This is a genomic window from Cellulophaga sp. 3_MG-2023, assembly GCF_030546975.1.
Lineage (GTDB): Bacteria > Bacteroidota > Bacteroidia > Flavobacteriales > Flavobacteriaceae > Cellulophaga.
The window spans coordinates 1-23,819 of the sequence record NZ_JAUOPS010000007.1 but is presented as its reverse complement, the minus strand read 5'-3'; the positions used below and the strand labels follow the sequence as shown (position 1 = coordinate 23,819).

Genomic DNA, 23,819 nt, shown 5'->3' with positions numbered 1-23,819 from the left:
GTGCTTCATCTGAAATTAATTTTCTAATTTACACTATACGAGACATATACAAGAACGTTATGCAGAATAACCAAAATGAGCAAAAAAAAGAAAAAATAAGCAAATTAATCAGCTATTGGTTAAGACATAAACCTGAAGATGGAAATATTGAGCTTGACCGATATGGTTGGGCTAATATAAAAGATGTTATAAATGCTCTAAATTCAAATAATTTCAATTTTACTTCGAATCAATTAATAGAACTTAACAGTAGTTTTGACAAAGTTCGTTGGAAAATTGATTTGAGTACTCAAAAAATTAAAGCAACACACGGACATTCAATTTTTATTGAACAAGAGTTAAATTCTAAAATTCCAAATGAAATACTATTTCACGGAACTGCTTCAAAAAACTTAATCGGAATTATAAAAAATGGACTAATTTCTAGAAAAAGACAATATGTTCATCTATCCGAGAATATTGAAATGGCTCGTGAAGTAGGAAAAAGACACGGAAAACCAATTATTATAGAAATAGATACTATAGAACTAATTGAAAATGGTTGGGAGTTTTTTAAAACCGAAGAAAGTGTTTGGTTAACTTCAAACATTCCAATTGAATATTTATATTTTGAACCTTGGATTTTTATAGAAAGACCAAATGTAGCTGAATCTATAATGAATGAATTAAAAAAAGAATTTCGATGGACTCAAAAAATTTATTGGAGATTAAAAAAATTGAAATTAATTGCATCTCATATGCCATCAGATGATTACCTATTTATAGACAGTGACAGTAAAATAGTATATGTAATACACCCTACTTGGAGTGGAAAGAAAGAAATAAGACATTATCCTACAATAGAAAAATATCGAAACTTAGAAGAATGGATAGAAAAAAGATTAATACCAGACCAAAAAGATTGGTACTTACATAATACTAGGCACTAAAATGGCTATAACAAATAGGGCAAAAAGTACTATATTTAATGGCTTTGGTATATTAACAAAGTCCATTAAATTTTTATCTTGACGCATCGAGAGGCATTTTTGAGAAAAAAGGAACTTAGTTCAATTAATTGATGAAATTGAAATAACTATAAAGTAAGATTCTACTTTAAAAAATAATACAAAATATTTACATTTAACTAATTGTTAACCCTTAAAATATAAGTGTCGTTTATACATATATGTTTTATATAATAGTCATTATCTATAATTTTGAAAATACTTAGGTTAAAAAAAATAACACTTATAACCATAATACTGTTTGTTAGTATTAGTTTTATAAGAGAGCAAATTAGTTTAAAAAAACTGGAGAATTTTAAAATATTAACTAGTTCTATAGAGCGTGTACGCTCAAAAAATTATGAAATTACACCAATAAAAGGTACTCTTCCAATTTTGTACGACACTATAAAAAATCAATTTTATTTAAAAAATGAGAAAGGTTTAACTAAATTAGATAACCAAGGAAATGTAATGTTTTCTGATGATCTATCAAATGAAAAATCATACATAAGTACTTTAGATTATAACAATTTTGTTCCCTTTGTATTTACATCTAAAGGAGTTTATGACTTTTCTGGTAAAGAGCTTATTTTTATGCCTTTTGAGGAAAAATTTAATATCAAAAGTGAATTAAGTAATAGCAACTTCAAATCTATTTTTGAAGAAAATTATAATAGTGCTGACTTAGTTATTTATGGTAATGAAATAGAAGATGAAACAGCCCAGTTTAGAATCTATTTTAGAGTTGATAAAAAATGGATTTTATTACTATCCCAAAAAGGAGATTACAATCAATTTAGATATCCTGAAACGTTTAAAAAAAATGCTAACACTACAGCACAAATTGATTACAGTAAATTTTCTTCAAAGTTTTCAAATAAAAAATTAATTGCTTTAAAAGATAATCAAAGAGGTTTATACTCAGCAAAAGAAAGAGATCGTAATTTAAATAACTATTCTACTGTAGTTTTAAAGGAATCAAAACTAGATTATAAAACAACAAATGAATTAAAAATGGTTGCTATTAAAAATAAAAGTTATTACGGTTTACCTGCTTGGATGAATCATACATTTTTTAAGCTAGCTTACTTTGAGTTAAATTATGAAAATGAACAGCTATTTTTTAAGGGGAATACATTTAAATATAATTTAGTATCAAATGAAATTACTAATAAAGACTTTTACTTGTTTGAATTGCCAAAGAATATGAGAGATAAAACGAAAGTGGCTTTTTTAGATATCAAAAAATATACAGGGGTTGAAGTAGATCCAAGAACGAATTATTTAGAGCCTCAAATTGAAAACACTGGAATATTTATAATTAAACCAATAAACAAAAACTAAAGATAACTTTTAATGAAATTAATTGCTAGTGACTTATTGGTATTTTAGTTTTAAGAAGAGAACTAGGCATATACAAACCTTTTTAGTGTAAACAAATAAAGTATTTACAAGGAAAACAAATATGAAAAAAGTAAGAGTATTTATTTATTCAGTACTATTAATTTTAATAAGCAGTTGTACAACTAGCAAAGCAGTAAAATACTTTAAAGAAGGTAAAACAGAACAAGAAAACTTTAAAGTTACGTTACCTTTTAAAATTAAAAACGGTTTTATAATTGTTCCAGTAGAAATAAATAATAAAAATTATAATTTTCTTTTTGATACAGGAACGCCAACTCTTGTATCTAAAGAACTTGCTAAAAGTTTAAAATTAAAAGCTATTGATTCTGTAAAAGCAGCTGATGTTTATAACAATAAACAACAAAATAAATATACAAGGCTAAAAAAAGTTAGAATTGGAACTATAGATTTTGTTGAAACTGTAGCAATAATTAATAATTTTAATTCAATACCAACGTGGTCTGCTCTTAATATTGACGGATTTATTGGAGCAAGTTTAATGCAACACGCCGTTTGGGATATTGATTTTGATAAGCAACAAATTACTATAACTGATGATGAATTAAAATTAAACTTACCTAAAAATGTAATTGAAAATAAGTTATTTGTTGGTTATGGAGGGTTACTTTCTATTGCTTGTAAGCTAAATGGAAATAAAGTTTGGAATTTTACTGTAGATCTTGGCTATAATGGAGGTGTAGTAATACCCTTTTCTGAATTTGAAAAGCAAAAGGAAAATAGTCGAATTTTAGATTTTAAAGAATCTAAAACAAATGGGGCCATTGGAATTTATGGAAAGCAAGATAATACAAGAATATCATACACAGGAGTTGTTAATGAATTAGAATTTGGAAATACTATTTTAAAAAACCAAAAAGTATATTCAGAGCAATATTTGGGACGTAGGTTTGGTTCAGATTTTTTTAAAAATTATAGAGTTATTCTAAATTGGAATAGTAAAAAAATAAAATTAATTAAAAATGAATAAACACTAACTCTTAATAAAATTAGTGCGTAGCGGCATAAAAAAAATAATAGCTAGCTTTATATTATATGTTAACCTATAACCTGTTTGCAATAGTTTCTAATTGTCTTAATCCTATTTGCTTTTCTATCTGCTAATTTTTAACACGCAACAAACTATTTTAAAATCTGTTCTGTATAGTATAAAAAATAAATATGAAATATACAGATTTTAAGGAGCTTAAAGAAAAACCAGTAGGTCTTGCTTGTGATATTCTACAAGGTTATCCACTAGAGTTTGGAGATTTAACCTATAGATTAGACGATTATGATTTATACGATTGGTTAGAAGATAATGAAATGGAAGATTTTGACTCAGAATTATTAGAGCGTTATCCAAATTATGAGTCACTGGGAGCTTTAGATTTAGAGTATGCATTAGAGATAGATCCAGATTTTCATTTTGATTCTTACGCAGAGTTTGTTTTGTTTGTTGATACAACAAAAAAAGACTTCCCTGTTGTTATTTTTGATGGTCAAGATATTTTTGCAACCCTTTATGACACTTTTGAACTGTTTTATGCGTCTTTATATAAAGTAACCTAATTAAAATACTATTTAGTAGGCAATACAATTCGCCAAATTTATTTTAGTACCTATGAGAGAATTTGAAATAGATGTATAAATAAAAAGACTTTCAATTTTTAGTCACCTAACAATTCTACAGCGAATATAAACTGTATACTTACAAATATAAACCTCCTATACTTTTATAAACTAAATGTACCTATTATTGCTTGGGATTGTATTAATCACAAGACAATAAGGTTATTAAAGAACCTTGTTTCTATATAATTATTTATAAGATAGGGTATGAGAGAATCTGATGTAGATATTTTAAAGAAATCACTTAACATTATAATAGGTTTTGAAGAGCGTGTAGATTTAGTTAATTCTGCTTCTGAATTTTTAGAAATACATAACAGAAATATACAAATGCTCAAAGACCTGGGTGTAGAGAGACAATCTGTTTTTATCAAAAAAAATATTAGTGATTATCCTAAGTTTAGAGTTTCAGAAATTGAGTTATTTATATTTAAAAAGAGAAAAGAAAAAAGTTTTATGTGGTTTGTTGGCGGCCGTAGAGTAGGCTTTGTCTATGATTTAATTAAAACAAGAGGCATCCTTTTTTCTCAAATAAAAAAGAAAGTAGCTAAAATTAAAGACATCAACCAAAGGATGTATAAGGTTGTAGAAAATCCTATTTTTGAAGAGGTGTACGAGAAAACAGGGTATTAAATATATAAATTACTAGTCATATTATTGCTTAATTGTAGGTACTATTGATAAGGCATTAGATAAAAATTAAAATGAAAAAAATTATATTAATTCCTCTTGTGTTATTTTTTATAGGGTGTACAGCTCCTATTGATAAAAAATATGATAAGACTAGTGAAACTAAAGATTTACTAGCAATTAGAAAAGAGATAACAGTTTATGATTATAAGGTACTTAAATGGCAGCTTTCTTTTTTAAAGTTAAATAAAAAAGATTTGTCTGCTAAAAGATACCAAGAGATGCTGGCTAACGGTAAAGAAAGGTGGAATGATACTTTAGCGAAACGAAAAAGTAATCTTGAAAAGCAGAAACAAAAGGAAAAAGAGGCTCTTAAAAAACAAAAAATAAAGCTTTTTTGTAATATTAAATGGGGAATGTATTATTACAAACCAGATTATTTAGAGGTTAATCCAGATGCTGTAGAATCTAACCCAGAATTAGCATCTAAAGCCTTTAAGTTAGACCCAAACAATAGTTGGATTATTTTTTATGAAGACGGAACGTGCAAAGTTAAATTTAATGATCCAGATAAAACAGCTATTCAAAATTGGTCTTTTGTTGATGATGAAATTGTTTTTTCTTATGGATGGAAAGATGAAAAAGGTGTTATGTCAAGAAATAAAACTACGTTTAAAATTCTAGATTTAGATGATAAATTTTTTAATGTAAGTGAGGTTGAAGAATCAATTAATCTGGTTTTAAAGAGTGAATTAAGAATGAAAAAAATGGGTTAAAAATGTTAAAAAAATATAGCTTTTATTTTTTTTGTGGGGTTCTAGTTTTGTTACTTTCTTGTAATGAGGATTATACGGTAATTAGCACTGATCAGTTTAATAAATTTGTAGTTTTAGATACCTTGCGTAGTACAACAGAATCATCTGTTTACTTAGTGGGAACTTCTGCTACAGACAAATCTCCAAGGATTTTAGTAAAGAATAGTAAAATGTATCTTTTTGGCTATGATTCTTCTTTTGAGCAAGATTCTATTGTATACAATTACGACTTAGCTTTTGTTATAGACTCTAATGGTTCTTTCAGAAAAAACGGAATCTGGGTTTACTCAGATTTTTACACAGAAGGTACTTTTCCTTTTCAAACAAAAGGTATAAAATTTAATGTAGACTCTATTCCTCCTAATTGGAGGTCTAAAGTGCCAACCACAGAAGGCATTTATTTTTACGAGAATAATGTTTTAAATAGGATATCTAAAGAGCAATCTAACGAACAATTTAATGAGATTAAGAAAGATGGGTTTTACTTTTTTCCTAAATCAGGTAGGCTATACACTAAAATCAATAGTAATAAGCTAGAGTAGATTTCTCTTATAATAATATAAATTACTTATGTAACTGTAATAAAATCATTGAAAATGAAAAAACTAACTTCACTGCTTGTTTTGTTTGTTGTTGCTACAGGTTTCTGTCAAGCACCAAATTTTGATTTAAATCAATTTCCGCTTTCAACTTACTTAGAAGCAGAAAATAACTTTCCTGGAGGTAAAATATTAAATTCTGACTACTATACAGTTTCTGATGATTTAGGATTACTTTCATATATAAGAAAAGATAATGACATTGCAGATATAGACATAGTTACTAGGTATATTTATTATAAAAAAGATAGTCTTATTCTAGAATTAATTAATGAGTGGGATGTAGCCAACCACAACAAAAAAATCAATAATAAAAAAGACTTAGAGTTTAGAAAAAATATGCTCAGTTTTTATTTAAGAGGAGAAAAAGCAATGATAGCTTCTATGGGAGAAGGTACTGTAGAAGGAAATATTCCTTTAGAAATTAATGATAGCACTGCTTATTATAAAAGTACAGTTTGGAATTTAGAAAACACATTAGTAAAATTAAGCATTACAATGTCTAACAACTATAATAAACAAACAGAAGAGTTTCCTGCGCATAAGGTTGTTGTGATTATGAGAGCAACAAATATAACAGATAGACCTACATATAAAGCTAAGCAGTTGATAAAGAGAGATAGAAAAGAAATCCCAAATATAGAGCACCCTATAATAGGTAATAAAGACCCCATTTACCCTGGTTGCGAAAATAGTGTAGACAAAAGAGTTTGTTTGCGTAATAGCGTTAGAAAAAGAATACTTAAAGAGTTAGAAGTAGAAAATGTAGTAATTGAAAATGCTATTTTAAAAGTAGGATTTAGGGTAGAAATAGATGGCAGTATAACTCCTTTTGAAAGAGATATAAAATCAAAAAACAAGCAACTACAGACAATAGCATTGCAAACTATTATTGGTTTACCTAAAATGATACCTTCTTACTCTAAAAAAATGGACCAAAATGTTACTGCTGGTAATATTTTTTATCTGATAATCAAAGACGGTAAAATAGCTAATTTAGAGTAGTTGGTTAATCGTATATCTACAGCTTATTATCAACAATAACTGCAACTTACCTTAAGTCATTATAAATTAGTACAAATGAAAACAGAAGAAAACATATCGGAAGAACTAGTAGCGCAATTAAAGGAGTGGCACAACACAGGCAACCATCTAAAAGTAGTGTTAAAGCTAAGGTCTTTACCAGAAACCAGTAAATCTTATGTATTAACTAGCCTTTTAGCAAGGGCATTAAACAATCTTAATCTATATGAAGAAGCACTTGGTTTATTGCAAGGTGTTAGCGAACAAGGCAAAGAAGATAGAGACTGGTATTTTCGTGTAGGCTACTCGTTATTTTATTTAGATGGTAGAGAAGTAGAAGCCATACCTTATTTTGAAAAAGCTATTGAGCTAGGTGATGACTATCCTTCAACTTATGAATTGCTATTAGAAGCAAAATCTTTTTTAGAGGAAGAAGTGGAGAATGATAAAGTAACTGAAGAAGAATTTGTTTTTGAGCCTAAAGCCCACGCACAATTATCTTTAAATATGAAACTTCAACCGCAACATCGTGGTCATATAGAAGATTCTTTGGATTATATGTTGCGTATAAAAAAGTGGGGATGTGTTAGTGGTGGAGGCACATTAATTAGTAAAAATGGAGAACCAGAATCTTGTGATATAGAGCTTGATTTAATATCCTATTCTGAAGAAATGAAGGATAATATAATTATGGTCGCAAATAATATAGAGGTAGCAAAGGGTTCTAAGCTAAAATATTATGCTAAAGACAAAAATGCTAATTCAAAATTTGATGTAGAATACCCAATTGGTAAATTGGTTGGCTTAGGATTATATATAGAAAAAAAGTTTTTACAAGAAAAAAACATAGAATTTGATGTGGTTACAGAATTGTATAACTCCCTTATAAAAATTCTTGGTAATAATGGTGCTTTAATACCAAGTTACAGTGAAAACGAAAATCAAATTGGTTTGTATTTTTATGGAGAAAGAGGTTATAACTATTTAGCAAGTAAAATTTCTCCATTTCTTAAGGATAATATAGTGGGTAAAGAATGTGTTATAGAGCAAATAGCTTAAATCTATACTTTATTTTTAATAGTTTAGTGTTTTATAACAAGTAAAGTGATAAAAAGAAAAAAGCTTGCTAAATCTTAGATTTAGCAAGCTTTTAGTGACCTCGACAGGATTCAAACCTGTAACCTCTTGAGCCGTAATCAAGTGCGCTATTCAGTTGCGCCACGAGGCCGTTTTTGTTTAAATTCCTTTAAACGAGGGTGCAAATATATTTCTTTTTACTTTTACCACAAAATAACTAAAGAAAAATATATGAATTTTAAAGAATATATTAGAGACATTCAAGATTTTCCTAAGCAAGGTATTGTTTTTAAGGATATTACACCTTTGTTAAATAATGCAGAAATTTTAGAAAAAACTGCAGATGCGCTCTTAAATTTAGTAAAAGAGCAAAAAATAGACAAAGTTGTGGGTATGGAAAGCCGTGGTTTCTTCTTTGCAACCCTTTTAGCAACCAAATTAAAAGCTGGTTTTGTACCTGTGCGTAAAAAAGGGAAATTACCTTTTAATGTGCTTTCTAAGCCTTATTCTTTAGAATATGGTGAAGATGCATTAGAAATACATACAGATGCCATTAAAAAAGGGGATAAGGTGTTAATACATGATGATGTGCTTGCTACTGGTGGTACCGCTAAAGCTGTTTGTGAATTAATTGAAGAATTAGGAGGAGAGGTAGTACAGTGTAACTTTTTGATAGAACTAGACTTTTTAAACGGTAAAGATAAAATAGCCAACTATAGCGTTGCATCTTTACTACATTATTAGTCTATAGCATTTGTGGTTACATAATAACGCCAACCAATTACTGCTAACTGTAATTTACTAGCCTTAGATAAATCTAGCTGTTTTTTACTGTAAGATGGTAGTAGTATGCGATTAATTTTGGCAAGAAATTTAAAAAGAGCTTTTTTCATAAAAGTATATTTCTGCAAATATATGGTAATACTAAAAATAATAAAGGTTGCTTTTATAGCAACCTTTATTGGTATATAGGCCTATATGATTTTTCTTAGAATAGTATTACAATAATAGTTATGGTATAACTAAATAAAATTTCAGATAGAATAATCATAATGTGTGGTTTAAAAAGGTTAATAATTAGTTGTAAATAATCGATTATTCAATTAAGATATATATAAATTATACTCACTTGCAAATAAGTTAACTACTATTATTATAAGTGAATACACTATTTATAACTATATAATGATAATTGTTTTAATATTTAAACTTTAAGCTTGTATATTGTTTGTATATGTAATGTTAAATTGCATTTTTTATTTTAAAATGTAGCTTTTGTAGGGGCGTTTTTGTGGTTTAATAATTCTACAAGGGGATTTTCATTCTAGATTAGCGCTTTTTTTGATGTTTCATTCTTTCAAGTAGTTGTTTTTGCTAGTGTTAGATACTTTTTTTATCAATTTTAAAATATAACTTTTTTAAAAAATATGTAGCGTTCTAATTGCTATATTTGCTCAAAAAAAAGTGATAGATGCTTAATATTGTATACATAATTATTGGTTTGGTTTTTTTAATAATGGGAGGTAACTGGTTGCTAAAATCATCAGTAGCACTTTCTTTAAGATTACAAATTCCAAAAATTGTTGTGGGGATGACGGTAGTCTCTTTTGCAACATCTGCACCAGAATTAATTGTAAGTATCAAAGCTGCATTAGATGGCTCACCAGATTTATCTTTAGGTAATGTTGTGGGTTCTAATATTGCTAACTTAGGTTTGGTCTTAGGGTTTATAATTTTATTGGGTAGTATAAATGTTCGCAAAAGTTTTTATACTACAGATTGGCCTATTTTAATGTTTGCCTCTTTATTATTCTTTGGCTTTATCTATTTTGATGGTGTTATTGTTTTTTATGAGGGCTTAGTGATGGTTGCTCTTTTAATAATATATATAGTATATCTTATTAAGTTTCAGAAAACAGCAGTAGAAGATGAGGCTCCAGAGGATGATATGCCTTTACCTACCTTTAAAATGATACTGTTTTTAGTGTTAGGTGGTCTAGGACTTTGGGGAGGATCAGAGCTACTGGTAAGTGGTGCAACTGGTTTAGCTAGGTTTTATAATGTAAGTGAACGTGTAATAGGTGTAACAGTAGTATCTATAGGAACAAGTATACCAGAACTTGCGGCATCTATTATTGCAGTAATAAAAAAGGAGAAGGCTATTTCTTTAGGAAACTTAATTGGCTCTAATATTTTTAACATTTTTGCAGTACTTGGTATTACAGCAATGATAACACCTTTAAAAGTTGTAGACCAAACACTACTTAGTAATGATATTTTGTGGATGCTTGGTTTTGCATTAGTATTGTTACCATTGGTTTTTATACCTAAAGGATTACGTTTGGGGTGGAGAGACGGAATTGTGCTCTTGGCTGGTTATGCTACTTTTATATATTTTACTATATAATACTACAGCTATTATAAAGTAACATTGTTAACCCTGTTAGATATGAAAAAAACGCCTAAGAAAAATTCTTAGGCGTTTTTAAAAACAATTAATTTAATTTTATACTTAAATCTTTGCAGATTTTACAGTTTTAATAATTCTTCCAGCAATTTTGTAAGGATCTCCGTTAGATGCAGGTCTTCTGTCTTCTAACCAGCCTTTCCAGCCTTTTTCTACTGTAATAATAGGAATTCTAATAGAAGCTCCTCTATCAGAAATACCATAACTAAAATCGTTAATAGAAGCAGTCTCATGCTCACCAGTTAAACGCTGATCGTTAAATTCACCGTAAACAGCAATGTGCTCTTTAACAACTGGTCTAAATGCTTCACATATTTTCTCATAAGTTTCTTGAGAACCACAAGTTCTTAAAGTTGTATTAGAAAAGTTTGCGTGCATACCAGAACCGTTCCAGTCCATATCCTTACCTAATGGTTTAGGGTGGTATTCTATATAGTAACCATATTGCTCAGTTAATCTATCTAATAAGTAACGAGATACCCATATTTCATCACCAGCTTTTTTAGCTCCTTTAGCAAATAATTGGTATTCCCATTGTCCACTTGCAACTTCTTGGTTAATACCTTCAAAGTTTAAACCAGCTTCAATACAAAGATCAGCGTGCTCTTCTACTAATTCTCTACCGTGAGTGTGCTTACCACCAACAGAGCAATAGTACATACCTTGTGGAGCAGGGTAACCACCAATAGGGAAACCTAAAGGTAATTGTGTTTGCGTATCCATAATAAAGTATTCTTGCTCAAAACCGAACCAAAAATCATTGTCGTTATCATCGATTGTAGCTCTTCCGTTAGATTCGTGAGGAGTACCATCTGCATTTAAAACTTCAGTCATTACTAAATAACCATCCTTACGTGCAGGGTCTGGATATATAGCAACAGGTTTTAATAAACAGTCAGAAGCTCCACCAGAAGCTTGTCTTGTTGATGAACCATCAAAAGACCAGATTTCGCAATCTTCTAGTTTTCCACTAAAGTCTTCTACTACTTTAGTTTTACTTCTCATGTTTTGAGTTGGCTTGTAACCATCAAGCCAGATATACTCTAATTTAGATTTGCTCATAATGTTGATTGTTGTAATTTCATTAAAGATGAGGCAAAAGTAATTTTTTTCATTGTATCTCCATAATTTTTATAGGGGTAATTGCTAAATTATTAGATGAAATTCTTGATACCCTTATTTTTTTAGGGGTTAATTAAAAATATTATATTTTTTATCAGTTTAATTACTAATTTTGCAATTCATACCACTTTTAAAACTATAAATATGTCTTTAGTAAGGTTCAATGCTGTTAAAGAAAGTTTGTCTAGGCAAAATTTTGTGATAAATGAAAAAGGAACTCGTTCTAAAAAATTTGGAAACCATGTTTTTAACGAGGAAAGAATGTTGCAATTCTTAACCAAAGATGCGCTGGCAACTGTAAAAGAAGCTATTTTTTCTGGAGCTAAAATAGATCGTAAAATAGCAGATCAAGTAGCAGAAGGTATAAAGTCTTGGGCAATAACAATGGGTGCTACGCATTACACACATTGGTTTCAGCCATTAACCGGAACAACAGCAGAAAAACATGATGCTTTTTTTGATGTTTTAAATGATGGGCGAGCTTTAGAAAAATTTGGAGGCGGACAATTGGTACAGCAAGAGCCAGATGCTTCTAGTTTTCCTAGTGGAGGAATTAGAAATACGTTTGAAGCAAGAGGGTATACCGCATGGGACCCTACTTCTGCAGCTTTTATATATGATAAAACTTTATGTATACCTACAATATTTGTTTCTTATACAGGTGAAGCTTTAGATAACAAGGCACCTCTTTTACGTGCATTATCTGCTGTAGATGAGGCAGCAACTGCTGTAGCTAAATATTTTGATAAAAATGTAACTAAAGTAAATGCTACTTTAGGTTGGGAGCAAGAGTATTTTGTTATAGATAAGGCTTTGGCATACTCTAGACCAGATATTATACTTACAGGTAGAACTTTGGTTGGTCATCATGCAGCAAAAGGACAACAATTAGATGATCATTATTTTGGTGTTATTCCTAGTAGGGTGCTTAACTTTATGAAAGAGTTAGAGGTAGAGTGTATTAAACTAGGTATACCTGTTAAAACCAGACATAATGAGGTTGCTCCTAATCAGTTTGAGCTTGCTCCGGTTTTTGAAGAAGCAAACCTTGCAGTAGACCATAACCTATTATTAATGGATGTTATGGATAAAATTGCAGACAAACATAATTTAAAAGTCTTGTTTCATGAAAAGCCATTTGCACATATAAATGGTTCTGGTAAGCATAACAATTGGTCGTTAGCAACAGATACAGGTACTAACTTGTTAAGTCCTGGTTCTACGCCAATGAAAAATCTTCAGTTTTTAACGTTCTTTATCAATACAATAAAAGCAGTAGATACGTATGAGGAGTTACTAAGATCTTCAATAGCATCTGCAAGTAACGATCATAGGTTGGGAGCTAATGAAGCGCCACCAGCAATTTTTTCAATCTTTATAGGCACGCAATTAAGTAGGGTTTTAGATGAGTTAGAAGGTGTTTCTAAAGGAAAATTATCACCAGAAGAAAAAACAGAACTTAAGTTAAATGTAGTTGGTAAAATACCAGAAATACTTTTAGACAATACAGATAGAAACAGAACGTCACCTTTTGCTTTTACAGGTAATAAGTTTGAGATGCGTGGTGTTGGCTCTAAAACAAACTGCTCTAAACCAATGACGGTTTTAAATACTATTGTAGCAAAACAGTTAATAGAATTTAAAACCGAAGTAGATGAACTTATAGATAATAAGAGTCTTAAGAAAGATGAAGCTGTTTTTAACGTTTTAAGAGAGTATATAAAAACATCTAAAAGAATTAGGTTTGATGGTGATGGTTACAGTAAAGAATGGGAAAAAGAAGCTAAAAAAAGAAAATTAAGTAATAACAAAAATACACCTCAAGCTTTAAAAGTTTTAACTTCTAAAGAGAGTTTAGATCTTTTTAAGTCTATGAAGGTAATGAGTGATGTAGAGATTACTGCTAGACAAGAAATTGAACTAGAATCATACATCATGCATGTACAAATAGAAGGTCGTGTTTTTAATGAGTTAGTCTATAGTCATATTGTGCCAGCAGCATTGGCTTATCAAAATAAATTAATACAAACTATAGTAGGTTTAAAAAGCATTTATGGCGATTCTTATAAAACAATGGCAGCTTCACAAACTACTATTTTAGAAGAAATTCTAGAGCATATAAATGGTATTAAAGAAAAGACAGATGCTATGACCCAAGCACGTAGAGATGCAAATAACTTAAAAGATTTAAGTAAAAAAGCATTTGCTTATTGTGATAATGTAAAACCGTTTTTTGAAGAAATTAGACACCATAGTGATAAGTTAGAGCAGTTGATAGAGAATGAGTTATGGCCTTTAACAAAATATAGAGAGCTGTTATTTACAAAATAAAGGCAAAGATTTTAATAGTTGCTTTTTAGATATTTTTAGTATTTTTTTAGATGTCTAATGGGTGAGTTACATTAATATCATATATTTGTTTCTTGATATAAATCAAACCTATTTGAAAATATGGAATATTTAGACTTTGAACTCCCTATCAAAGAGCTAGAAGAGCAGCTAGATAAGTGTCAGATAATTGGCAAGGAGAGTGATGTTGATGTATCTGAAACTTGTAAGCAGATAGAGAAAAAATTAACAGAGACTAGAAAAGATATATATAAAAATCTTACACCTTGGCAAAGGGTGCAATTATCTAGACACCCAAACAGACCTTATACATTAGACTACATAAACGCAATCTGCGGAGATACTTTTTTAGAGCTTCACGGAGACCGTAATGTAAAAGATGATAAAGCAATGATTGGTGGTCTTGGTAAAATTGGTGACCAAAGCTTTATGTTTATTGGTCAGCAAAAAGGATACAATACTAAAACCAGACAGTATCGTAATTTTGGTATGGCTAACCCAGAGGGCTACCGTAAAGCATTACGTTTAATGAAATCTGCTGAAAAGTTTGATGTTCCTGTTGTTTGTTTTATAGATACTCCAGGTGCTTACCCGGGTATTGAAGCAGAAGAACGTGGACAAGGTGAGGCTATTGCACGTAATATATTAGAAATGACACGCCTTAAAGTGCCAATTATTGTTGTAATAATAGGAGAAGGTGCTTCTGGTGGTGCATTAGGTATTGGTGTTGGTGATAAAGTACTAATGTTAGAAAATACGTGGTACTCTGTAATCTCTCCAGAATCTTGTTCTTCAATTTTATGGAGAAGCTGGGAGTATAAAGAGCAAGCTGCTGAAGCATTAAAACTTACAGCAACAGATATGAAGAAATTAAAACTTATTGATGAAATTGTACGTGAACCAGCAGGTGGAGCTCATGCAAACAGAGATAAGAATTTTACAATTGTAAAAAACAAAATTATTTCTCATTTTGATGATCTTAAAAAGTTATCACCAAAAGAATTGGTAGAAAACAGAATGGGTAAATATGAAAGTATGGGAGTCTTTAATGGCTAACAGGCATTTTTATTCAAAATAATAAAAATCCAAAGTTTAATCTTTGGATTTTTTTTGGTTATGAACACAAATTCGTAACTTATCAACAGGTCAATTGTTAATCAATAGTGAATATCACTACACCCATTTTATAAGTTAACTAAACGTTAATTGCATACTTTAGCAAATATGGATAAGCCAAGCCCAGTAGTAGGACATAAGATAGATAAATCTACAATTATAAATTTAGAGAGAGGAAAAATACCACCACAAGCTGTTGATTTAGAGGAGGTTGTGATTGGTGCAATGATGATTGATAAAAAAGGTGTAGATGAAGTTATAGATATTTTACATCCAGATGTTTTTTATAAAGAAGCACACAAAAATATATATGAAGCAATTTTTAAGTTGTTTGAATCTTCTGAACCGATAGATTTATTAACTGTTTCTACCCAATTAAAGCAAGATGGGAAGTTAGATGTTTCAGGAGGAGATTTTTACCTTATTAAATTAACCCAAAAAGTTACATCTTCTGCTCATATAGAGTTTCACGCCAGAATTATTCTTCAGAAATTTATTCAAAGAAGTTTAATAAAAATTTCTAATGAAATTATACAGGAAGCATATGAAGATGCTACAGATGTATTTGATTTATTAGATGCAGCAGAATCTAAATTGTATGATGTTACACAGGGTAACTTAAAACGTTCTGCAGAAACAGCGCAAAACTTAGTAATACAGGCTAAGAAAAGAATTGAAGAAATATCTGGTAAAGAAGGTTTAAGTGGTGTACCATCTGGTTTTCATAAGTTAGATGAGTTAACATCTGGTTGGCAGCCCAGTGATTTAATTATTGTAGCAGCACGTCCTGGTATGGGTAAAACAGCATTTACCTTATCTATGGCGCGTAATATGGCAGTACAATCTCAAATGCCAGTTGCCTTTTTCTCATTAGAGATGTCTTCTGTACAGTTAATAACAAGACTTATTTCTTCAGAAACAGGTTTGTCATCAGAAAAACTACGTACAGGTAAATTAGAAAAACACGAATGGGAGCAGTTAAATGTTAAAGTAAAAACATTAGAGTCTGCACCGTTGTTTATAGATGATACTCCGTCTCTTTCTATTTTTGATTTAAGAGCAAAATGTAGAAGACTAGCATCACAACACGGTATAAAAATGATCATGATTGATTATTTGCAGCTTATGACCGCAGGTGGAACGCAAAAAGGAGGAAACAGGGAACAAGAAATTTCTACAATTTCTAGAAACTTAAAAGCACTAGCAAAAGAACTTAATGTGCCAGTAATTGCACTTTCACAGTTGTCAAGGGCGGTAGAAACGCGTGGTGGAAGTAAAAGACCAATTCTATCAGATTTACGTGAATCTGGAGCAATTGAACAAGATGCCGATATTGTATCGTTTATTTACAGACCAGAATACTATAAAATTGATGAATGGGATGATGATGAACACTCTCCAACACAAGGTCAGGGTGAATTTATTGTAGCAAAACACAGGAATGGTGGTTTAGAAAACATTAGACTTAAATTTATTGGTAGTCAAGGTAAGTTTGATAACCTAGATGATTTTGATTCTCCTGTAGAATTCCAATCTAAAATGAATGAAAACGAAGAAAATCCATTTTTAACACAAGGGTTACCAAGTGCAAATGAGGCTTTTGGTAGTTCTATGAATGATGGATTACCTCCCGAGGACGATAATGACGTTCCTTTTTAATTAAATATTTAAAAATTGTTCTATGCTTTTTATGTGTAGAACATTTTTTTTTCTTTTTAAGATTTGCTTAAGTAATATAAAATGAGATTTACTTACCTTTAAAAGGCAAAAAAATATCATTTAGAATGCGCAAATACCTTTTACTTTTTTCTTTTCTTTTGTGTACGCTATGTACAATGGCTTCTAACATTCTAATTCCTATGGATGCAGAAAGTCAAAAAAATCATTTAAAAGCATATGGTATAACCTATTGGGTATTAGCTAAACAGCAAAAAGTACATTGGTTGTTAAATTACAGAGGTGGTTCTTTTCTTCTACCAGATGGTGATGCTATTCGTAAAGAATGTCAAATAAGAGGAGTTTCTTTTGAGGTTTTATCTACAGCTCAATCAGAACAAATTTTAGAAGAAATTAGCAGCCCGTCTAAAAATCAAGATGCAGTTATTTTAGAAAAAGCACCTAAAATTGCAGTGTACTCACCCAAGGGCAATCAGCCATGGGATGATGCTGTTACTATGGTGTTAACGTATGCAGAAATTCCTTATGTTACCATTTATGACGAGGAAGTTTTAAGTGATAAACTGGCTTTATATGATTGGCTACATTTACACCATGAAGATTTTACGGGTCAGTATGGTAAGTTTTATGGTAGTTACAAAGCTGCTCCGTGGTATATAGAAAATAAAAAGAAATCTGAAGAATTGGCTAGCAAACTAGGGTATTCTAAAGTTTCTGAGGAAAAAGCAGCAGTTGCTACAAAAATTAGGAACTACGTAATAGGAGGTGGTTTTATGTTTGCTATGTGTTCCGCTACAGATAGTTTTGATATTGCTTTATCTGCAGAAGGTGTAGATATTTGTGAGCCAATGTTTGATGGTGATGCATCTGATCCTAGTTACCAAACTCAAATAGATTATAAAAAAACATTTGCGTTTAAAGATTTTACACTAGAGCGTAACCCAATGGTTTATGAATTTTCTAATATAGATATGACTCAAAAAAGACAAATATCTAAAGAAACTGATTATTTTTCGTTAATGGATTTTTCAGCAAAGTGGGATCCAGTACCAACAATGCTTTGTCAAAACCATACATCCTTGGTAAAAGGGTTTATGGGGCAAACAACATCTTTTAATAGATTATTAATAAAATCAAATGTTTTGGTTTTAGGAGAAAATAAAATAAATAATGAGGCTAGGTATATTCACGGTATAAAAGGAAAAGGTTTTTTTACTTTTTACGGTGGTCATGATCCAGAAGACTATCAGCACAGGGTAGGGGATCCAAAAACCGAGTTAGAGTTGCATCCTACATCCCCTGGTTATAGGCTAATATTAAATAATGTATTGTTTCCTGCTGCTCGTAAAAAAAAGAAAAAGACTTAATTTTTAGTTTCTAAAAGTAGATCTAAAATAGTTTCAACGCCATATTCATCATTACTTTTAGTGCTGTAGTTAGCGGCTTTTGTAACATTTGGGTGTGCATTTTTCATTGCAAAACTAAAATCTGCAAGGGCAAGCATCTCTAAATCATTATTAAAATCTCCAAACACCATAGTTTCTGCAGAAGAAATATTAAACATATCTTGTAGTTTTTTTAAAGCGTGTCCCTTGTGTGCATCATTATGAGATAAGTCTAGCCAATTTTCTCCAGATATTTTCACCTTTAAATTAGATTCTAAGTGTTTTACCTTTGGATAGATAAAGGTTTCAGAGCTTTCAAAATGATAAATTGCTATTTTTAAAATATCATCATCATAACTTTTTAGATTCTCTAAAAGTGCATATTCAGCATAGTACTCTTTAAATTTCATAATAAATTCTTCAGAGTTAGATGAGATATAGGCTTTCTTTTTGCCGCAGAGTACAGGATAAACATTGTCTATAGTAGAAATTAAGTCTAGCAGTTCTAATATAGTATTTTTATCTAAGCCAGTTTGCAGCAACTCCTTGTCTTTGTCTTTTGCAATGGCACCATTTTCAGCAATAACTAAAATATCGTTTTTTATAGGGTGTAATTTATCTACTATACTATGGTATTGTCTACCGCTGGCAGCAACAAATAAAATGTTGTTTTCTTTTAATTTTTTAAATTGATTAAGGAACTTTTCACTAACCTCATGTTTAGAGTTTAGTAAGGTGCCGTCCATATCTGTAACAACCATTTTTACTTTAGATAAATCCATATGTTTTGCTAAATTATAAGTAGCAAAGATATTCTTTATCTTAAAAGATTAGTATAAATAATACTTAATCATTTTGTAAATTATAGAGGTTTGTTCATTAAAGAAACTTAATACTCATTGGATATTTGTATAGTCTTTTTTCAGAAGCTGCCATACCACCCATTATTGGAGTTATTATCATTAATAAAGCTAGTGCAATACCAACAAAAAATAGTATAAACAAAAACAAAAAGCCTACAATGAATAACGATAAAACCATAGATACTAACAGTAGTACAGAAAATACAACAGAGTAAATTAGTACACTAATTTGAAAATTAATTACAGCTCTACCATGCTCATCCATATCTTTTATATCCTTTTTTTTTGAGGACCATATTATAATTGGTACAATAATGCCAAAAGGGCCTAAAAAATTTAGGAGCTGAGAATAATGCATTAAGGATATAGAGCTGTAATCTTCTTGTAATTCGTTATTGTGCATTAACTGTTTTTATGATGTTTTTTTCGTAGTTCAAAGAACGTTAAAAAAGCAGTAATTAGTATGCATAACGTAATAAAAAAGTATGGGTTTTTCTCGGTAAGGTTAATTAAGAAGTCAGTCATCTCTGCAAATTCTCCTGTCATAATCGTTTCTGTATTTATAATGTTTATTGTTTTAGGTAGATGTAAAACTGCCTAAAGGTTGCTTTTTATTTTAAATAAAATATTAGCTATAGTATAAAACATTTCATAAGTGTAAATATTGTGTTACTAAAGCTTAAAGTTTTGTCAAAAAAAAACCTGCTCATAAAAGAGCAGGTTTTATTCACCTAAGCGAGATGAATTATTTTTTTACTTTACCTTGTTTACAATAGCTTTAAAAGCTTCTGGGTGGTTCATAGCTAAATCAGCTAAAACCTTACGGTTTAACTCAATGTTGTTAGCTTTGACTTTACCCATAAACTGAGAGTAAGACATTCCATGTAATCTAGCACCCGCATTAATACGAGTAATCCATAAAGCACGGAAATTTCTTTTCTTAACTCTACGGTCTCTGTAAGCATATTGCATTGCTTTTTCAACCGCATTTTTAGCTACTGTCCAAACGTTTTTACGTCTTCCAAAGTAACCTTTGGCTTGCTTCATAACCTTTTTTCTTCTGGCTCTAGAAGCAACTGAATTTACTGATCTTGGCATAAATTTTAATTTTTTTTGTAGTAGGCGGTCTTAATTAAGACACTTTGTTTTTAAGCCTAACTCCATGGTTAATAATAATTACCGTAAAGAATCTAATTACTTTAAACGTAACTGCTCTTTAATACTTTTTACATCAGACTCATGTACTAATCCACTATGAGTTAATGCAAGCTTACGCTTCTTAGATTTTTTTGTCAAAATGTGACTCTTAAAAGCGTGCTTTCTTTTTATTTTACCTGTACCTGTAAGCTTAAAACGCTTTTTAGCACTGGATTTAGTTTTCATTTTAGGCATTTTTCTCCTATTTAATAAATTAAATACCGAAAAAACTCCGGTATTTCTCGCTTAGTATTCCAAACTATTACATTTGGTTTATTTTAAAATACTTAACTAAAAGTATTTTTATTTTTTCGTTTTAGGAGCTAAAAACATTGTCATTCTTTTACCTTCTAACTTTGGCATTTGCTCTACTTTACCTAGTTCTTCTAGTTCTTGAGCAAGACGTAACAACAATATCTCTCCTTGATCTTTATAGACAATAGATCTACCTTTAAAGAACACATATGCTTTTAATTTAGCACCATCCTTTAAAAATTTCTCTGCGTGTTTTTTCTTAAACTCATAATCATGATCATCAGTTTGTGGTCCAAAACGTATTTCTTTAACAACAACTTTAGACGCTTTGGCTTTCATAACCTTTTCACGCTTCTTTTGTTCGTATAAGAACTTCTTGTAATCTATAATTTTACACACAGGAGGATCTGCTTTTGGTGAGATTTCTACCAAATCTAATTCTAACTCCTCTGCTTTTGCTAACGCCACTTTAGTCGTGTAAACACCAACCTCTACATTATCACCAACCAAACGTACATTAGGTACTTTTATATCGCTGTTAATATTGTGCGGGTTTTTATTCTCTCTCCTCGGCTGTGGCCTAAATCTCTTTCTAATTGCTATAACTAATAATTTTTAGATTAAACTTCTATTTTTTTAAAACGACTTTAAGGTACTATTTATTTCGCTAGTTACCAAGTCACTAAAATCTTTTATTGAGATAGAGCCTAAATCTTCACCTCCGTGTTTACGCACAGATATTGTGTTTGTAGCCTCTTCATTCTCGCCAATGATAATCATAAAAGGGATTTTATTCATCTCTGCTTCCCTAATTTTCTTACCAACCGTTTCGTTTCTGTTGTCTAGCAGGGCGCGAATTTCGTCATTTTCTAATGAATTTAAAACTTTTTTCGCATATTTCTCATATTTCTCGCTAACAGGCAGTATTATTACTTGTTCTGGTGTTAGCCATAATGGGAAATTACCTCCTGTGTGCTCAAGTAATATGGCAATAAAACGTTCCATACTTCCAAAAGGTGCACGGTGTATCATTACAGGTCTGTGGTCTTCATTGTCACTACCTTTATATGTAAGCTCAAAACGTTCTGGTAAGTTGTAATCTACTTGTATTGTTCCTAACTGCCAGTTTCTGCCTAACGCATCTTTTACCATAAAGTCTAACTTAGGACCATAAAATGCAGCTTCACCACTTTCTATAACAAAATCAAGACCTTTTTCTTTGGCTGCATTTATAATTGCATTTTCTGCTTTTTCCCAGTTTTCAACATTACCTATATATTTGTCGGGATTATTTAAATCTCTTACAGATACTTGTGCTTTAAAGTTTTCAAAACCTAAAGATCCAAATACATAAAGTACTAAATCAATCACATCTTTAAACTCTTCATCTAATTGTTCTGGAGTACAAAAAATATGAGCATCATCCTGAGTAAAACCTCTAACACGTGTTAATCCGTGTAGTTCTCCACTTTGTTCGTATCTATAAACAGTACCAAATTCTGCATAACGCTTTGGTAAATCTTTGTAAGAATGTGGTTTAAAATTAAAAACCTCACAGTGGTGTGGACAGTTCATCGGTTTTAATAAAAACTCTTCATCCATTTTAGGAGTTTTTATTGGCTGAAAACTATCTTCACCGTATTTGGCATAATGCCCAGATGTTACGTATAGTTCTTTTTGTCCTATATGTGGTGTTACAACCATTTCGTAACCAGCCTTCTTTTGTGCTTTCTTTAAAAAATTTTCTAATCTTTCTCTTAAAGCAGCGCCTTTTGGTAGCCATAAAGGTAAACCTGCACCAACTTTCTGTGAAAAAGTAAAAAGCTCAAGTTCCTTTCCTAATTTTCTATGGTCTCTTTGTTTTGCTTGCTCTAGCAGCTCTAAGTACTCAGTAAGTTCTTTCTGTTTAGGAAAAGAGATGCCATATATACGTGTAAGTTGTGTTTTGTTTTCGTCACCCCTCCAGTATGCACCAGCAACACTTAATATTTTTATAGCTTTTACAATACCCGTATTAGGTATGTGGCCACCTCTACATAAATCAGTAAAGGTATCGTGGTCACAAAAAGTAATAGTGCCGTCTTCTAAATTTTCAATTAATTCGGTCTTGTATTCATTACCTTGTTCTTTATATAAAGTTAAAGCTCCTGCTTTGGTAACGGAGCGCATTTTAAAATCGTGTTTCCCTCTTGCAATTTCAATTGCTTTCTTTTCTATTTTAGGAAAATCTTTATCAGATATAGATCTGTCGTCACCCAAATCAACATCATAATAAAATCCGTTTTCAATAGACGGGCCAATGGTTAATTTAACACCAGGGTATAGTTCTTCTATAGCCTGCGCAACAATGTGTGAAGACGAGTGCCAAAAAGCTTGCTTTCCTTCGGTGTCATTCCAAGTATATAAAACCAAAGAACCATCTTCGGTTAAAGGGGTAACGGTTTCTACCGTGGTATCATTAAATTTTGCAGAAATAACATTTCTAGCAAATCCTTCGCTAATGCTTTTAGCAACGTCCATAGGAGTGCTTCCCTCGGAAAATTCTTTTAAAGTACCGTCTGGTAAAGTAATTTTAATCATACCTATTATTAATATATAGCCTACAAAGATAATATCTTGTTTTCACCCTAACAATAATAAATTAGATATTTTACACTATAACAACATTAATACTTGTTGTTTTTGTAACAGAGGTAGCATACCTATATATAATGGTAGTAATTGTCTAGTGTTAATTCAAATAATTCTATAGGTTGATAATCGCCATTCAATAGTTAAAGTAATAGGGTTTAAGGGTAGTTAAAACTCGCAGACAGATATTTTTAAAAAAAGCATCAAAAAAGAATGGGTTTTAAACGTCTGAAAAATAGCGCAGTAAAGCTTGTTTTAAAAATACTTTTAAAAAAGATGTAAAAAAGACTTGTGGTGTTAGAAAAGCTGCCTATATTTGCACCCGCTAACGGAAAAACAAACGTTATTAAAGTTAGCAAAGTTCATTGAGAAAAGCGTAAAATTAGTTTAAAAATAAGGTTAAGAAATAAGTTAAAAAAAGCTTGTTTAGTAACAATTAAAAGAACTACTTTTGCAGTCCGAATTTGACAAGGTTGTTAAGCGGAAATAAACAGTAAAATAATTTAATTTTTTATTTTGTCAGTTTAAAAAAACGTTTTACATTTGCAACCGCTTTCAGAGAGGGCAAAACGATAAGAAATTTTGGAATGA

At 30.5% G+C, this 23,819-nt stretch carries 23 protein-coding genes and 1 tRNA gene; 15 read left to right on the top strand and 9 right to left on the bottom strand.

What is annotated here, in order from left to right:
* Positions 1-59 precede the first annotated feature (59 nt).
* The 9 genes from Q4487_RS14780 to Q4487_RS14740 all read left to right on the top strand — a co-directional run bounded on the left by Q4487_RS14780 (position 60) and on the right by Q4487_RS14740 (position 8,148).
* Positions 60-929 (top strand): RNA 2'-phosphotransferase, encoded by an 870-nt coding sequence (locus Q4487_RS14780; RefSeq protein WP_303544245.1) that lies wholly within the window; start codon positions 60-62, stop codon positions 927-929.
* Between the two features lie 270 nt (positions 930-1,199).
* On the top strand, positions 1,200-2,333 hold the full coding sequence (locus Q4487_RS14775) for a hypothetical protein (protein WP_303544249.1): 1,134 nt from the start codon (positions 1,200-1,202) through the stop codon (positions 2,331-2,333).
* Between the two features lie 121 nt (positions 2,334-2,454).
* Complete coding sequence (locus Q4487_RS14770; RefSeq protein WP_303544252.1) at positions 2,455-3,381, top strand: retropepsin-like aspartic protease; 927 nt, start codon at positions 2,455-2,457, stop codon at positions 3,379-3,381.
* Between the two features lie 191 nt (positions 3,382-3,572).
* The gene (locus tag Q4487_RS14765; protein ID WP_100896468.1) at positions 3,573-3,962 is read left to right on the top strand and encodes a hypothetical protein; all 390 of its coding nucleotides are present in this window, start codon (positions 3,573-3,575) and stop codon (positions 3,960-3,962) included.
* Positions 3,963-4,229: 267 nt separating this feature from the next.
* Complete coding sequence (locus Q4487_RS14760) at positions 4,230-4,655, top strand: hypothetical protein (protein WP_303544256.1); 426 nt, start codon at positions 4,230-4,232, stop codon at positions 4,653-4,655.
* Positions 4,656-4,726: 71 nt separating this feature from the next.
* Positions 4,727-5,428, top strand: coding sequence for a hypothetical protein (locus Q4487_RS14755; protein ID WP_100896463.1), 702 nt, complete (start codon positions 4,727-4,729; stop codon positions 5,426-5,428).
* Between the two features lie 2 nt (positions 5,429-5,430).
* A complete protein-coding gene (locus tag Q4487_RS14750) occupies positions 5,431-6,009 on the top strand; it encodes a hypothetical protein (RefSeq protein ID WP_303544260.1) in 579 nt (192 codons plus the stop codon).
* 54 nt (positions 6,010-6,063) lie between these two features.
* Positions 6,064-7,071 carry a hypothetical protein gene (locus Q4487_RS14745; RefSeq protein ID WP_303544263.1) on the top strand — a complete coding sequence of 336 codons (1,008 nt, stop codon included), beginning with the start codon at positions 6,064-6,066 and terminating at the stop codon, positions 7,069-7,071.
* A 75-nt stretch (positions 7,072-7,146) separates the two neighbouring features.
* Complete coding sequence (locus tag Q4487_RS14740) at positions 7,147-8,148, top strand: hypothetical protein (RefSeq protein ID WP_303544266.1); 1,002 nt, start codon at positions 7,147-7,149, stop codon at positions 8,146-8,148.
* A gap of 95 nt (positions 8,149-8,243) precedes the next feature.
* Here Q4487_RS14740 and Q4487_RS14735 read toward each other — a convergent pair.
* A tRNA-Arg gene (locus tag Q4487_RS14735) sits at positions 8,244-8,317 on the bottom strand.
* 80 nt (positions 8,318-8,397) lie between these two features.
* Here Q4487_RS14735 and Q4487_RS14730 point away from each other — a divergent pair.
* Entirely contained in the window at positions 8,398-8,910 is a 513-nt protein-coding gene (locus Q4487_RS14730) for an adenine phosphoribosyltransferase (RefSeq protein ID WP_303544268.1), read from the top strand.
* Here Q4487_RS14730 and Q4487_RS14725 read toward each other — a convergent pair.
* The gene (locus Q4487_RS14725) at positions 8,907-9,059 is read right to left on the bottom strand and encodes an SsrA-binding protein (RefSeq protein WP_100896458.1); all 153 of its coding nucleotides are present in this window, start codon (positions 9,057-9,059) and stop codon (positions 8,907-8,909) included. The genes Q4487_RS14730 and Q4487_RS14725 overlap by 4 nt on opposite strands.
* Positions 9,060-9,637: 578 nt before the next feature.
* Between Q4487_RS14725 and Q4487_RS14720 the strand changes: the two genes are divergently transcribed.
* Positions 9,638-10,573: a calcium/sodium antiporter gene (locus tag Q4487_RS14720; protein WP_303544271.1), complete on the top strand. Its 936-nt coding sequence runs from the start codon at positions 9,638-9,640 to the stop codon at positions 10,571-10,573.
* Positions 10,574-10,678: 105 nt separating this feature from the next.
* Here Q4487_RS14720 and Q4487_RS14715 read toward each other — a convergent pair whose 3' ends face one another.
* The gene (locus tag Q4487_RS14715; RefSeq protein WP_100896456.1) at positions 10,679-11,695 is read right to left on the bottom strand and encodes a glutamine synthetase beta-grasp domain-containing protein; all 1,017 of its coding nucleotides are present in this window, start codon (positions 11,693-11,695) and stop codon (positions 10,679-10,681) included.
* A 204-nt stretch (positions 11,696-11,899) separates the two neighbouring features.
* On the opposite strand from Q4487_RS14715, the gene Q4487_RS14710 reads away from it, so the two are divergent.
* The 4 genes from Q4487_RS14710 (at position 11,900) to Q4487_RS14695 (ending at position 18,264) form a co-directional block, all read left to right on the top strand.
* Positions 11,900-14,086 (top strand): glutamine synthetase III, encoded by a 2,187-nt coding sequence (locus tag Q4487_RS14710; protein WP_100896455.1) that lies wholly within the window; start codon positions 11,900-11,902, stop codon positions 14,084-14,086.
* Between the two features lie 120 nt (positions 14,087-14,206).
* Positions 14,207-15,160, top strand: a complete 954-nt coding sequence (locus Q4487_RS14705) for an acetyl-CoA carboxylase carboxyltransferase subunit alpha (protein WP_100896454.1) — start codon at positions 14,207-14,209, stop codon at positions 15,158-15,160.
* 168 nt (positions 15,161-15,328) lie between these two features.
* Positions 15,329-16,879, top strand: coding sequence for a replicative DNA helicase (gene dnaB, locus Q4487_RS14700; protein WP_100896453.1), 1,551 nt, complete (start codon positions 15,329-15,331; stop codon positions 16,877-16,879).
* A gap of 125 nt (positions 16,880-17,004) precedes the next feature.
* A complete protein-coding gene (locus Q4487_RS14695; RefSeq protein WP_303544276.1) occupies positions 17,005-18,264 on the top strand; it encodes an asparagine synthetase B in 1,260 nt (419 codons plus the stop codon).
* Here Q4487_RS14695 and Q4487_RS14690 read toward each other — a convergent pair.
* From Q4487_RS14690 to thrS, 6 genes are all read right to left on the bottom strand, one after another.
* Positions 18,261-19,064, bottom strand: a complete 804-nt coding sequence (locus Q4487_RS14690; RefSeq protein ID WP_303544279.1) for an HAD family hydrolase — start codon at positions 19,062-19,064, stop codon at positions 18,261-18,263. The genes Q4487_RS14695 and Q4487_RS14690 overlap by 4 nt on opposite strands.
* 97 nt (positions 19,065-19,161) lie before the next feature.
* Positions 19,162-19,548 carry a DUF4870 domain-containing protein gene (locus Q4487_RS14685; protein ID WP_303544282.1) on the bottom strand — a complete coding sequence of 129 codons (387 nt, stop codon included), beginning with the start codon at positions 19,546-19,548 and terminating at the stop codon, positions 19,162-19,164.
* A gap of 350 nt (positions 19,549-19,898) precedes the next feature.
* Complete coding sequence (gene rplT / locus Q4487_RS14680) at positions 19,899-20,243, bottom strand: 50S ribosomal protein L20 (RefSeq protein WP_013621964.1); 345 nt, start codon at positions 20,241-20,243, stop codon at positions 19,899-19,901.
* A 96-nt stretch (positions 20,244-20,339) separates the two neighbouring features.
* Complete coding sequence (gene rpmI / locus Q4487_RS14675; RefSeq protein WP_034647033.1) at positions 20,340-20,537, bottom strand: 50S ribosomal protein L35; 198 nt, start codon at positions 20,535-20,537, stop codon at positions 20,340-20,342.
* A 108-nt stretch (positions 20,538-20,645) separates the two neighbouring features.
* Positions 20,646-21,194, bottom strand: coding sequence for a translation initiation factor IF-3 (infC, locus tag Q4487_RS14670; protein ID WP_100896450.1), 549 nt, complete (start codon positions 21,192-21,194; stop codon positions 20,646-20,648).
* 39 nt (positions 21,195-21,233) lie between these two features.
* Positions 21,234-23,177 carry a threonine--tRNA ligase gene (gene thrS / locus Q4487_RS14665; protein ID WP_303544285.1) on the bottom strand — a complete coding sequence of 648 codons (1,944 nt, stop codon included), beginning with the start codon at positions 23,175-23,177 and terminating at the stop codon, positions 21,234-21,236.
* Between the last annotated feature and the right edge of the window lie 642 nt (positions 23,178-23,819).

Coding starts and splice junctions, on each gene's coding strand:
- thrS (WP_303544285.1), bottom strand. CDS start 23,177: ATGATTAAAATTACTTTACCAGACGGTACTTTAAAAGAATTTTCCGAG.
- Q4487_RS14750 (WP_303544260.1), top strand. CDS start 5,431: ATGTTAAAAAAATATAGCTTTTATTTTTTTTGTGGGGTTCTAGTTTTG.
- Q4487_RS14730 (WP_303544268.1), top strand. CDS start 8,398: ATGAATTTTAAAGAATATATTAGAGACATTCAAGATTTTCCTAAGCAA.
- Q4487_RS14710 (WP_100896455.1), top strand. CDS start 11,900: ATGTCTTTAGTAAGGTTCAATGCTGTTAAAGAAAGTTTGTCTAGGCAA.
- Q4487_RS14745 (WP_303544263.1), top strand. CDS start 6,064: ATGAAAAAACTAACTTCACTGCTTGTTTTGTTTGTTGTTGCTACAGGT.
- Q4487_RS14720 (WP_303544271.1), top strand. CDS start 9,638: ATGCTTAATATTGTATACATAATTATTGGTTTGGTTTTTTTAATAATG.
- Q4487_RS14705 (WP_100896454.1), top strand. CDS start 14,207: ATGGAATATTTAGACTTTGAACTCCCTATCAAAGAGCTAGAAGAGCAG.
- Q4487_RS14770 (WP_303544252.1), top strand. CDS start 2,455: ATGAAAAAAGTAAGAGTATTTATTTATTCAGTACTATTAATTTTAATA.
- Q4487_RS14725 (WP_100896458.1), bottom strand. CDS start 9,059: ATGAAAAAAGCTCTTTTTAAATTTCTTGCCAAAATTAATCGCATACTA.
- Q4487_RS14695 (WP_303544276.1), top strand. CDS start 17,005: ATGCGCAAATACCTTTTACTTTTTTCTTTTCTTTTGTGTACGCTATGT.
- Q4487_RS14690 (WP_303544279.1), bottom strand. CDS start 19,064: ATGGATTTATCTAAAGTAAAAATGGTTGTTACAGATATGGACGGCACC.
- Q4487_RS14740 (WP_303544266.1), top strand. CDS start 7,147: ATGAAAACAGAAGAAAACATATCGGAAGAACTAGTAGCGCAATTAAAG.
- Q4487_RS14715 (WP_100896456.1), bottom strand. CDS start 11,695: ATGAGCAAATCTAAATTAGAGTATATCTGGCTTGATGGTTACAAGCCA.
- dnaB (WP_100896453.1), top strand. CDS start 15,329: ATGGATAAGCCAAGCCCAGTAGTAGGACATAAGATAGATAAATCTACA.
- Q4487_RS14755 (WP_100896463.1), top strand. CDS start 4,727: ATGAAAAAAATTATATTAATTCCTCTTGTGTTATTTTTTATAGGGTGT.
- rplT (WP_013621964.1), bottom strand. CDS start 20,243: ATGCCAAGATCAGTAAATTCAGTTGCTTCTAGAGCCAGAAGAAAAAAG.
- Q4487_RS14760 (WP_303544256.1), top strand. CDS start 4,230: ATGAGAGAATCTGATGTAGATATTTTAAAGAAATCACTTAACATTATA.
- Q4487_RS14780 (WP_303544245.1), top strand. CDS start 60: ATGCAGAATAACCAAAATGAGCAAAAAAAAGAAAAAATAAGCAAATTA.
- Q4487_RS14685 (WP_303544282.1), bottom strand. CDS start 19,548: ATGCACAATAACGAATTACAAGAAGATTACAGCTCTATATCCTTAATG.
- rpmI (WP_034647033.1), bottom strand. CDS start 20,537: ATGCCTAAAATGAAAACTAAATCCAGTGCTAAAAAGCGTTTTAAGCTT.
- Q4487_RS14765 (WP_100896468.1), top strand. CDS start 3,573: ATGAAATATACAGATTTTAAGGAGCTTAAAGAAAAACCAGTAGGTCTT.